The organism is Peribacillus sp. NPDC096622, assembly GCF_044762665.1.
GTDB classification, from domain to species: Bacteria; Bacillota; Bacilli; order Bacillales; family DSM-1321; genus Peribacillus; species Peribacillus frigoritolerans_B.
Genome location: NZ_JBIWES010000005.1, coordinates 78,662 through 90,143 on the forward strand (window position 1 = coordinate 78,662; position 11,482 = coordinate 90,143).

Sequence of the window (11,482 nt, forward strand, 5' to 3'; positions counted from 1 at the left end):
TCTATTCCTCCATTCAAACTATTGGTTCATTTAATTATACGAGCGGTATATTCCAAGCTCACAAAATCAATAATATACCCCTAGTTCATTTTTTGCAATAAAAATTTACTGGTTTAAATAAGGGTTTGTGCTGTGATGAAAAATAGAGTACGATTAAATTTATACAAGCAGTATAATGAAAATCAGGTGATATGATGAACAACCGAAGGCAGAATGTCATCGATACGGCTCATAAGCTATTTATTGACAAAGGCTACCAAGCGACGTCCATTCAGGACATTTTAGACGGCAGCGGAATATCAAAAGGTACATTTTATAATTATTTCCCTTCGAAGGGTGAATTATTTATAGCCATTTTCCGCTCCTTTTATACAAAGATTCGCCATGAACGGGAAAAACTGTTGATTGGTCAAGATTCCGCCGATATTGAAATTTTCATCCGGCAGCTCGAACTGCAATTGATGGTGAATAAGCAAAGCAAATTGCTTATCCTGATCGAAGAAGTCCGTGTTTCCAATGATGAAGAATTAAAGCAATTCATCAATAAGACGCTATTGTTGAGCTTACGCTGGATGTATAACCGTTTTATCGATATCTTCGGTGAAAGTAAAAAACCCTATCTTTTAGATAGCGTCATTATCTTTCATTCGATGATGACCCACATGAGCCATTTTAGTTACCGTGCTAATCCCGCCGGTACACCGGACATACAAATTATCCGCTATTGCATGAATCGCATTGTCCATTTAGTCAATGAAGTGGCTGAAAGCGGGGAACAGATCATTGATCCAGAATTAATGGATACGTGGTTTCCAAAATTCACAAACCAGCTTGATGCTTGCCATAATGATTTGCTTCATTCCACCACGGAATTGAAAAAAGCGATAAACAAAGCTCTTCCTTGCGATGAAGATCGAAGAAGAGCCATTGAGTTGGTCGACTTCATCCAAGATGAGCTGATGCAGTCTGACAAACCGCGAGAATTCTTGATAGAAAGTCTGCTGGACACTTTGAAGACTGGATATGCTTCACAGATCCAAGCATACATTGAGACTTTTGAAGAAAGCATCAATTCTTGCTTGAGCCGATGAAGATTGAAGATACACACCTACCGGAAGCGGCAGGTGTTTTTTTTTATGGCTTTTTAAAATTGCCCGGATTAAAAAAGAGTTGGTTTTATAAAAGCGACCTAAGGAAACACTATCCTTATCATAATAAAGGGAGGTCTACCTACTTGAGTGTGAAAGAGAATGCTTTGTCCATCTTGGCTTTGGGCGGAGTGAATGAAATCGGTAAAAACATGTATGTTGTTCAATATTCAAACGATATCGTCATTATTGATTGCGGTGCAAAGTTTCCTGATGAAAGTTTATTAGGAGTCGATTTGATCATTCCTGATATTTCCTTTCTTCAGGAGAATAAGGAGAAGATCCGCGCTTTGATCGTGACTCATGGACATGAAGATCATATTGGCGGTATCCCCTATTTCTTGAAAAAATTGAATGTACCCATTTATGCCACACGTTTAACACTTGGTTTGATTGAATTGAAGTTAAAAGAACATAACCTTTTGGGTGATACTGAATTAATCCAGATCAATTCGGATTCAAAGCTGGAATTCGGGGAGATGGTTCTGGACTTTTTCAAAACGAACCATAGTATACCCGATTGCCTCGGAGTCACCATGCATACGCCAGAAGGCACGGTCGTCCATACAGGGGACTTTAAGTTTGACTTGACTCCGATGAATGATCAGTATCCCGATATTCATAAAATGGCCAAAATCGGGAGTGAAGGTGTCCTCGTTTTATTATCGGAAAGCACGAATGCGGAGCGTCCCGGCTCCAGTCCCTCGGAGCATCTGGTTGGCAGCCATATTGAAGAGGCCTTCATGCAGGCAAAACAAAAAGTCATTCTTTCGACATTCGCTTCAAATGTCAATCGCGTTCAACAAGTTGTGAACGCAGCACAGAAGACAAACCGGAAACTAGCCCTGATTGGACGAAGCATGGTGAACGTCGTAAACGTTGCCATTGAACGCGGCTATCTCGAGGTTCCTGATGGGATGCTTATCCAGCCACAAGAAGTCGATAGTTATGCTCCTGAAAGGGTAGCGGTTTTATGTACAGGAAGTCAAGGAGAGCCGTTTGCTGCCCTTTCCCGCCTTTCCAGTTCGAATTATCGGGATATGAGCATATTGCCTGATGATACAGTGATTCTTGCATCCACTCCAATACCAGGAAATGAACGAGATGTTTCACGGATCATCGACAACCTGTTTCAACTGGGTGCCAAAGTCATTTACGGTTCCGGGACTGTAACGGGCATGCATGTATCCGGACATGCTTATCAGGAAGAGTTAAAGCTCATGCTTACCCTGATGAAACCTAAATATTTCATACCGATTCACGGTGAGTATCGGATGCTGCACCAACATCGATTACTAGCTGAGTCTGTCGGGGTGGAGAAGGACCATACTTTCATCATCAATAATGGTGATGTGGTGGATATTGAAAACTCCGTTGCCCGTCAAACAAGAAAGGTGGCTGCCGGCAATACCTTTGTCGACGGTGTTGGCGTTGGGGATGTTGGAGAAATCGTTCTGCGGGACCGTAAGCAGCTTTCCGAAGATGGAATGCTCGTGATCGTCATCACACTAAGCAAGACGGAAAGAAAAATAGTATCAGGACCCGATACCATTTCCCGTGGATTTGTTTATGTTCAAAATTCCGAAGACCTCCTTAAAAATGTGAATCGTCTTGTCACGAAAACGGTCAACGACTTACAAAGTGAAAAAATTTACAGGTGGAACATCATCAAACAAACCATAAAGAAGGAATTGGGGCACTATCTCTTTACTCAAACTAAGAAAAAACCAATGATCCTTCCAATAATAATTGAGATTTAGAGCCAAATCGAAAGGAACCCGACTTTGTATAGTCGAGTTCCTTTTTTCAATCAAGTCCTGATTTGCTCGCTTTTGCGGCCATTGCCTTGTTCTTGTTCCAAACCTTGAACTTCATGAAAACGGCTGCAAGACCGATGATCACGATGAATAAAAGGCTGATGAAAAATCCTGGACGTATCTCTTTTTCAAGCAATGTGCCACTTACGGCGGCTAAAATTAAAAGAAGTCCAAAAACGGCCGTTATCTTACTCCACATCTTATTTTCCAAGACTTTGAATGAAGAAAGAATGATGAATGCCCAGTTATACAAAAGCAATATACCAGCAGATGTTGTAATGTATTCATAAATCTTGCCTGGCAGGAGCAAGGCAGTGATGATCGATCCTAGAAGCCCTAAGGCCCCAAGCCCCAGTGAAGGCAGTGGAAGGTCCTTGAATTTCTTTATCTTTTGCATGAATAATGCGGGTGCATTCCCATCATCGGACAGCGTTACCAATAGATTGGTTACACCAAATAGTGAAGCTGTCATCGTCGAGAAACCGGCAATGATGATCGCACCATTAAAAACGTGCGGGAAAAATGCCAGATGATAACTGTCCAATGCCGAAACGAATGGGCTTTCTTTTTCACTGAATGCCCCTAACGAAATCATGGTTACGGCTAACCCCAATGAAACCACATATATAATGGTAAGGACCAAGAGCATGATCGTCCCTGCCTTTGGTGCATCTTCTTTCTTTTTAAGCTGCATCGCCATCAGTCCAATGACCTCAATGCCGCCAAACGCATAAAAGGCATAGATAAGGGATGTCCAAAACCCCTTTAGCCCTTTAGGGAATAATTCATTGTACGTATTCGGAAATGATGGCGGTTTCGCTCCATCAAGACCAAACCAGCCGAAAACGGCACATATTGCAATAATGATAAACATTACGATTGCTGCTGTCTTAATTACAGCAAGGATGTTTTCCACCCTGTCGAACCCTTTTGTTCCCAGCAATACCACCACGATTGAAACAATTGCAAAACCCGATGCAAATAGCCATAGCGGCACTTTCGGGAACCAAAATTGAGATAATAGCGAAAGCGCAGTAAGCTGGCTTCCCATGATCAATATATTGGAGGACCAATAATTCCAGCCACAGCTAAAGCCCGCCCATCTTCCAAATGCTTTATTGGCATAATAACAAAAAGAACCTTCTTGAGGATCGGCAGCCGTCATCTTGGCAAGCAGATTATAAACGATATAGGTACCTAGTGCAGCCAATACAAATGAGAATACAATGGATGGCCCAGTCGTTTTAATCCCTATGGTCGATCCGAGGAAATACCCTGTCCCGATCGTACAGCCTACACCGACCAATGATAGCTGCCACCATTTCATATCGCCCTGTTGTTCACCCGATGCATTGGAATCTTGACCAGTCTTTCCTTTCGCTGAACTGCAATTGGCTTTTGTTGTTGTCATAACATTACCCCCTTCCATCATTCATAGTGTTGATAATGCCACAATGAATTATGCAAGGAAGAAGTTTTCAAATACCCTATGTAATAACCTGAAAGCATTCTCCTTTAGGATATGATGGCAGAAATGCCTTGATAAGCAAAATAAACCCCAAAGCCGACCAATGATAATCCAGAGATGATCGAAATGGCCATTAAGCTTTTTTCATTTAAGAACCTGCGAAATCCATTCGTTAATGCCGCTACAAAAAAATCCCAGCAGGTAAGGCCAAGAAAGATCATCCCGCTATAAATGAAAAGTTGGGAAGTCCCATAACTTGAAGCCGTTTTAGCTAAAACAGATCCATATATCCCCAACCAAAATAAAATGGACAATGGACTGGTCACGGACATGATGAACCCAGTCAAAAAACAGGAAATTAAAGAATCCCTATTCCTGTATTCATTTAATAATATCGTATTAACCCGTAATACACTTTCGACCCCAGAATAAATAAGCACAAATCCGCCAAAAAGCCAAAGAAATATCTGTACGATCGGAATTTCTAAAAACCGTACCATTCCTACATATACTAAAATCATGAACAAGGCATCTGCGATCATCGACCCTGCCCCGACGATCCAGGCATGCCAAAACCCGTTCTTGATTCCTTTATCGATACGAGCGGAGTTCACCGGACCGATCGGTGCTGCAAGGGTAAGTCCCAAAAAAAAGTAACTTAGCAGTAAATGTACACTCAAAAAGCATCACTCCTTCGAGCTAGTTCATGACTTGTACATTTTATGTGGCAACCCTCTGCCTATAACCACATGCCAAAAAAATTTCCCAAGTTACAAAAAAAGCCGTGGGGAAGCCCGGCTTTTTGGAATGTTACCGAAGCCGATTAGGCAGCAGCTTCTTTTTTGTCTGAACTAATGCATTTCATAACAATAAATACAATTCCTATACCAATGATCCCTGAAATGATATAGGTCAAATTGATATGATTTTTCATGACAAGGGACATGACCGGAGGGCCTGCCGCAACGCCGATGAACCTTGATGACATGTAGAAGGAGGTTATCGTCCCCCGCTGTTCCTTTTTTATATTTTGAGTGATGATTGCGTCGAGTGTCGGCAATAACGCACCAATTGCTATGCCCACCAAGCTTGTTATGACCAATAGAAGGAAGACATTGTTTTTTGTAAAACCGACAAATACAAGGCTAATTGAAAGGACAGCTAAACTGATCATGATGATCTTTTTCATGATTGGTAATTCCCCTTTGATTTTTTTCCCTGCAACATAAGAAGATACACAAAGAAAAAATAGAGGGATCGCTATCACTAAACCTTTTTTGATTCCATGCAAATCATGAATTTTTTCCAGATTATCAGACAAAAAGAAAAGAACACCGAACAAAACCAACATGACAAATACACCAATCAGGAAAACTGTATATAACCATTTTCCTTCCTGCTTGAATATTTTTTTCGTATCATGCCAGAATTCTTTGAATTTCTTCGGCTCATCCTTCTCCTTTGGTACCTTTATAAAGAAAAAGACCAAAACAATAGATATTAAACTGAAGAATGAAATCGAGAAGAATGGTAAAAACCAGATAAATGCAGCAAACAGGGAACCCAATATTGGACTAAGTACTTTCCCAAATGTATTCGAGGTTTCTATGATACCCAAACAAGAACTCGTTTTTTCATCATCATCTTTGTATAAATCCCCAACCAGAGGCAAAATGATGGGCGAGGCCCCTGACGCCCCAATCCCTTGCAATACCCTCCCAATGATAATCCAGGTATAGGGATCTTCCATTTTCCATGATGCATAACCAGCTATCAAGCCACCGATAAGGGCTAGGATCAGGCTAGGCAGAATTACCATTTTCCGTCCGAATCGATCTGATAAATAACCAGCTATGGGAATTAAAAAAATGGATGCAACGGAATAGCTTGTTATCACCATGCTTGATTGAAATGAAGATATCCCCACCTTTTCCTCGAAAATGGGCAAAACCGGGATAAGCATTGAATTTCCAAGTGTCATTACCAATGGAATCGATGCCATACTGATCAGGCACCACACGCTTACATCTTTATTTTGCTTCTCATGACCTTCCATACTTACACTCCTCATCCATTATAAAAGCAACTTGTTGCATAAAAGGTAACCATTGTGAAACCAATTTGTTTTGCATCATATATTAGATGTCTTCAATTATTATGTTATAGCGCAGAAAGATTTATTCAGTTGCGCTTCTCCCAAAATTACCCCTATTACCTTTAAAACAAAAAACCCATTCTGTTTAAGAATGGGTTGAGTTCTTTCGTTTTTATAAAAGAATAATATTCCTTTTTTCACAATCCTTTAATATTTGGTCATTCCATACAGAAACCTGAACCTCGCCAATATGTGCTTTCTTCAACAAAAACATGCATAATCTGGATTGCCCTATTCCCCCGCCTATTGAATACGGAAGCTTGCCTTCCAAAACGGCCTTATGATATTCGAGCACCCTACGATTTTCGGTTTTGGATAATCTTAATTGTTTTAACAGTGATTTTTCATCTACTCGAATTCCCATTGAAGAAACTTCAAAAGCACATTCCAAGAGTGGATTCCATAAAACGATATCTCCATTTAGTTCCCAATCATCATAATCTGGTGAACGGCCATCATGCTTTTCCCCCGATCGTAACTCTCCGCCAATTTTCATAATGAAAATTGCACCATATTTCTTCGTTATGACATTTTCTCTTTCCTTCGGATTCAGATCCGGATATAAATCCTCCAGCTCCTGGGTCGTAATGAAGTGAATGTCATCAGGTAACACAGGCTTAAGCAGATGATGGAATTCAAACATATAATGTTCGGTCGATTTAATGGCTCTATATATTTTTTTCACTTCAGATTTTAATGTATCTACATTACGCTGTTCTTTCGTTATGACTTTCTCCCAGTCCCATTGATCCACAAATAACGAGTGCAGGTTATCCAGTTTTTCATCACGTCTTATCGCATTCATATTTGTGTAAATGCCTTCATCACAAGCCAAACCATACCTTGAAAGAGTGATTCTTTTCCACTTTGCCAAAGATTGAACCACTTCTATTTGTTTATTCTTAATATCCAGAGCTTCAAAGGTAAGAATCCGCTCCACACCATTTAAATTATCATTTATACCGTTACCTTCATTTAAAACGAAAGGTGCAGATACTTTAATAAGGTTTAACACATTTGAAAGTCCTTCTTCAAAATGATTCTTAATTTCATTTATTGCAATATCAGTATGCATGATATCAAGAATTGTTTTATATTTATTCGGCATCGATAATTCAGGCATAATTATCCTCCAATTCCGCTTTGAACAGCGCATGCATTTAAATTGACGTCTTTCCATTTGACTAAATTACATTATGAAGGAGTTTTATGTGTTGTTACAAAAACACACAGGCACGACCATGTACCTCCATAAGCGGCAAACCGGACAATGATTCACCATATCACCTCAAAAAAAGGGCTAAAAATGTGGTACAAGTCCAATTGCCTGAATACATTCAAATAAGCGAAGATGTATCAAACGATGAGGTGATGAATTGGGTGTTTTTTTCAGCTATGTATTATTAGGCTTATCACTGGCTGCTCCTATCGGTCCCATAAACGCTGCTCAATTGGACAAAGGAATCAAGAAGGGTTTTTGGCATGCCTGGGTTTTTGGCTGGGGTGCCATTTTAGCGGATTTTGTTTTTATAGCCCTCGTCTTTTTCGGTGTCGTCCACTTCTTGGACAACTCCTTCATGAAAACATTTTTATGGCTTTTTGGATTTTTCGTCCTGACCTATACTGGAATCGAAAGTCTGCTTAGTGCAGGTAAGATTGAAGTGAATGCACGAAAAGCGAAAGATTCCCTTTTTTCTTCATTCCTGACAGGATTCATCATGTCCCTTTCGAATCCCTTATCCATTTTGTTTTGGCTGGGGATCTATGGATCCATTCTCGCAAACTCCGCTTCAAAATATGATATGGATCATTTACTTTTATACAGTTCAGGCATCCTTATCGGCCTCTTGATCTGGGATTTCGCAATGGCCATCATCGCCAGCACCTTCAGACGCTTTTTATCCAAACCCATTCTAATGGGCATCTCGATCATATCGGGTATATCCCTAATAGGGATCGGCATATACTTTGCCATCCAGGCAGCAAAGGTTTTATTTACATAAAGTGATGAGCTTTACTCGTGAATAGATAAAATAGGCCGCCTATTTTATTATCCTTCTTTGTCCATGTCGGACACTTATCCCTTTTTGTTCATAGCCTGAAAGGGTAAACACAAAGGGAGGATTTCTTGAATGTATAATTACGGTTATTACTCTTATAATGTTCCATATTATACTGCTCCATATTATTACGATAATTCCTATGCTCATTTGCCTTATTATGATGACAGACTGCCAGTACAAACACTGGTTCCAGTAGCCACTATTCAGAGCCATTTAAACGCAGGCCGGCAAGGTCATTGCTTCAGGGGCTTTTGGGGTAACACCCAGCACACCTTTATTTTAATGGGGATAAATAATACTACTGGCATGGTACAGATTCTCGAAGGTGGCATTCCAAATGAGGTTCATCATACAGATATAGTTGGATTACAATACCTAGGATTAACCTGCCCTGCCGGTGGCGGCGGACAGGGCGGCGGTCAAGGCGGCGGTCAAGGCGGCGGTCAAGGCGGCGGTCAAGGCGGCGGTCAAGGCGGCGGTCAAGGCGGCGGACAGGGTGGACCGGGCGGTAACTGTTTCCAGCAGTTCATTCCGGGCGTTGGCTGGGTATGGATTTGTAGATAAAAAAAAGACAGTCGAGTTATTCGACTGTCTTTTTTTACTCGTGAATTTCTCGTATTTAGTCGTGAGTTCCGGATTATGCTCCGTTCTTGTTAGATGCTGCGTTCTTTTATTTGCTGGACCATTTTATTGATGAACGTTTCTATTGCGACATTTTCAACTTCTTGTTCCCCGTATTTCCGGACATTTACTTCATTTTCTTTCTCTTCTTTATCTCCAAGGACCAGCATGTATGGGATTTTGCCCATCTGTGCTTCCCTGACTTTATACCCCAGCTTTTCATTCCGATCATCGATTTTCACTCTTATTCCTTGATTCTTCAGTGCTTTTTGAACCTTTAAACAATAATTCAAATGAACTTGTGAGACAGGGATGATCTGTACTTGCACCGGGGCAAGCCATACCGGAAAAGCACCGGCAAAGTGTTCTATCAGGATTCCAAAAAAACGATCGATCGATCCAAAAATGGCACGATGGATGACGACCGGACGGACTTTTTCATTATTTTCATCGATGTAAGTCAGATCAAATTTGTCGGGCATTTGAAAATCAAGTTGGATTGTTGCACATTGGTGGCTTCGTTTTAATGCATCTTTAATATGAAAATCAATTTTCGGTCCATAAAATGCCCCGTCCCCTTCATTTACTTGATAATGTATCCCGATGCTTTCCAGAACATTTTTCAAGGCTGTTTCAGAAGCTTCCCAAAGGGAATCTTCGCCCATTGAATCCTCCGGACGAGTCGAGAGCTCCACGGAATACTCGAATCCAAAAGTGCGATACACCTTATCGATCAGATGAAACACTTGTTTAATTTCACTTTCGATTTGATCTTGCCGTACATAGATGTGGGCATCATCCTGACAAAATGTACGGACACGCAGCATCCCATTCAATGCACCGCTATATTCATGACGGTGCACTTGACCGAATTCGGCCATCCGGACGGGTAAATCCCTGTAAGAATAAAGACTGTTTTTATAAATAAGCATATGGCCCGGACAGTTCATTGGCTTCATCGCGAATTTTGTTTGATCCACCTCAGTGAAGTACATATTCTCGTGATAATGGTCCCAGTGGCCCGATTGTTCCCATAACCGCTGATTCATCATGAAAGGAGTCCGAACTTCGTCGTAATCAGCCTCAGTCTGAAGCTCACGCGAGAACTTCTCCAATTCATTTCTAACGATTTGTCCTTTCGGTAAATAAAATGGCATTCCAGGGGCTTCCTCCGAAAACATGAATAACTCCAACTGCTTCCCTAATTTACGATGATCGCGTTTGGCCGCTTCTTCCAGGAATTTAAAATGTTCCTGTAAATCTTTATTCTTTCGGAAAGCCACGCCATAAACCCTTTGAAGAACTTCATTTTGATTGTCTCCCCGCCAATAGGCACCCGATACACGAGTCAATTTGAACGATTTTACAAATGATGTGGATGGAAGGTGGGGTCCTCTGCAAAGATCGACGAATTCCCCCTGTTGATAGAGCGTTAATTTTTCACCATTAGGGATGTTCTTTGCTATATCCAATTTGAATGACTCTCCTCTGCCCTCGAATAACTTCACAGCTTCTTCATAAGTCACTTCACTCCTTTTAATTTCCAAATTTTTACTTATGATGTGTTCCATCTCTTTTTCAATGGCTTGCAGATCTTCTGAGCTCAAAGGATGGTCTAACTTAAAATCATAGTAAAAACCATCTTCCACGACTGGTCCCATCCCTAATTCCACATTACGGTATAATCTTTTCACAGCCTGTGCCAAAACATGCGCCGATGTATGTCGTAATACTTGTAATCCTTCATCCGAATCGAGAGTCAAGATCGACAGCTCGGCATCCTTATTAAGCTTGTGACTTAGATCAACCAGTTGCTTATCCAGTTTTCCTGCTACTGCCTTTTTCCTTAAACTGGAGCTGATTGAGCCTGCCACACTTTCCACTGTAGTCCCTTGCGGATACTCCTTTTGCTGCCCATCCGGGAATTGAACTTTAATCATTTTTTCACCCATCACATAAACACCCCTTTTTTAATAATAAAAAAACGCACTCATCCCTACGAAAGGGACGAGTGCGTTTACCCGTGGTTCCACCCAATTTCCCATAAGCAAAAAACACTCATGGCTCTGGAGCTTGTAACGCAGCTTAGACGATATCAGTTACTCTTGTTCACTGATATAGCTCAAAGGCGGTAAATCAGTTTCCTAAGCCAGGAAGTTCGCAGCTGCCCTTCCCTCTCTGCAGACCGTAAAAATGATTCATGTCCTTAT

General features: G+C 41.0%; 9 protein-coding genes. 4 read left to right on the forward strand and 5 right to left on the reverse strand.

The window, feature by feature from the left end:
• Positions 1 to 191: 191 nt before the first annotated feature.
• Entirely contained in the window at positions 192 to 1,091 is a 900-nt protein-coding gene (locus ACIQYG_RS11430; protein WP_402838069.1) for a TetR/AcrR family transcriptional regulator, read from the forward strand.
• Between the two features lie 143 nt (positions 1,092 to 1,234).
• The gene (locus ACIQYG_RS11435; RefSeq protein ID WP_402838071.1) at positions 1,235 to 2,908 is read left to right on the forward strand and encodes a ribonuclease J; all 1,674 of its coding nucleotides are present in this window, start codon (positions 1,235 to 1,237) and stop codon (positions 2,906 to 2,908) included.
• A gap of 46 nt (positions 2,909 to 2,954) precedes the next feature.
• Here ACIQYG_RS11435 and ACIQYG_RS11440 read toward each other — a convergent pair whose 3' ends face one another.
• The 4 genes from ACIQYG_RS11440 to asnA all read right to left on the reverse strand — a co-directional run bounded on the left by ACIQYG_RS11440 (position 2,955) and on the right by asnA (position 7,696).
• Positions 2,955 to 4,292 (reverse strand): amino acid permease, encoded by a 1,338-nt coding sequence (locus ACIQYG_RS11440; RefSeq protein WP_402838474.1) that lies wholly within the window; start codon positions 4,290 to 4,292, stop codon positions 2,955 to 2,957.
• Positions 4,293 to 4,480: 188 nt separating this feature from the next.
• A complete protein-coding gene (locus ACIQYG_RS11445; RefSeq protein WP_402838073.1) occupies positions 4,481 to 5,113 on the reverse strand; it encodes a LysE family transporter in 633 nt (210 codons plus the stop codon).
• A gap of 143 nt (positions 5,114 to 5,256) precedes the next feature.
• On the reverse strand, positions 5,257 to 6,489 hold the full coding sequence (locus ACIQYG_RS11450; RefSeq protein ID WP_402838075.1) for an MFS transporter: 1,233 nt from the start codon (positions 6,487 to 6,489) through the stop codon (positions 5,257 to 5,259).
• Positions 6,490 to 6,700: 211 nt separating this feature from the next.
• Positions 6,701 to 7,696, reverse strand: a complete 996-nt coding sequence (gene asnA, locus ACIQYG_RS11455) for an aspartate--ammonia ligase (RefSeq protein ID WP_483878360.1) — start codon at positions 7,694 to 7,696, stop codon at positions 6,701 to 6,703.
• Positions 7,697 to 7,964: 268 nt separating this feature from the next.
• Between asnA and ACIQYG_RS11460 the strand changes: the two genes are divergently transcribed.
• Positions 7,965 to 8,591 (forward strand): LysE family transporter, encoded by a 627-nt coding sequence (locus tag ACIQYG_RS11460; RefSeq protein ID WP_402838078.1) that lies wholly within the window; start codon positions 7,965 to 7,967, stop codon positions 8,589 to 8,591.
• Between the two features lie 129 nt (positions 8,592 to 8,720).
• Positions 8,721 to 9,215: a hypothetical protein gene (locus tag ACIQYG_RS11465; protein ID WP_402838079.1), complete on the forward strand. Its 495-nt coding sequence runs from the start codon at positions 8,721 to 8,723 to the stop codon at positions 9,213 to 9,215.
• 89 nt (positions 9,216 to 9,304) lie between these two features.
• Here the strand turns inward: ACIQYG_RS11465 and thrS are convergent, their stop codons facing one another.
• Positions 9,305 to 11,212 (reverse strand): threonine--tRNA ligase, encoded by a 1,908-nt coding sequence (gene thrS / locus ACIQYG_RS11470; RefSeq protein WP_402838476.1) that lies wholly within the window; start codon positions 11,210 to 11,212, stop codon positions 9,305 to 9,307.
• Positions 11,213 to 11,482: the final 270 nt, after the last annotated feature.